This is a genomic window from Mycetohabitans sp. B2 (genome assembly GCF_021733735.1).
Lineage (GTDB): Bacteria > Pseudomonadota > Gammaproteobacteria > Burkholderiales > Burkholderiaceae > Mycetohabitans > Mycetohabitans rhizoxinica.
Map to the genome: position 1 here is coordinate 1 of NZ_JAHKSP010000205.1, position 732 is coordinate 732.

Annotated in this window: 1 protein-coding gene; it reads right to left on the minus strand. The window is 63.9% G+C overall.

Features of this window, described 5'->3' with window-relative positions; all coding sequences use genetic code 11:
* On the minus strand, window positions 1-732 hold a 732-nt coding region (locus KPG66_RS17460; protein WP_237071692.1), incomplete at both ends, for a condensation domain-containing protein.

Here is a 732-nt window from a genome sequence, read left to right on the forward strand (position 1 = left end):
GCGCATCAGCGGGACACAGGCCAGGTCGAACGGTGCTTGGGCGGCCTCGGCGCTGAGTTGGACAAGCTGAGTAGCCGCGTCAGACACGCCGCGCAGGTCATGCCAGGTCATCGGCATCCCCGTCTCGGCGGGCAACAGCTGCACCTGCGGCTGACCGTCAACGCTGACGAACACCGAGCGCAGCGCTTCATGACGCGCCCATAGCGCATCCAGTGCTTGTTGCCACGCGATGGGGTTCAATGTACCGCGCAGGCGCAATGCCATCGGCATATGATACGTATCGCTCGCACTATCGAGCTGCGCAAAAAACCACAGCCGTTGCTGCGCGAACGACAGCGGCAGTGCACCGTCACGCGAGACCGGCGTGATCGCGGGTAGCGCCGCACTGTCTGACGCGCGCGCCTCGAGTACGGCAGCCAAGCCGGCCAATGTGGGTGCAGCAAACAACGTCGCCAGCGGCAATGTGATGCCCAGCGCAGCTACCCGGTTCATCAAGCGCACCGCCAGTAGTGAATGCCCACCGAGCGCGAAGAAATTATCGTGTCGGCCCACTCGTTTGACACCCAGCAACTCGCTCCAGATCGCCGCTAGTGTGGTCTCGAGCTCGCCCTGTGGCGCTTCATACACTTGCAGCGCAAAAGCCGCGCCATCCGGCGCCGGCAGCGCACGCTGGTTCAGCTTGCCACTCAGCGTCAAAGGCAGCGTATCAAGCTGCACGAACGCGACCGGCAC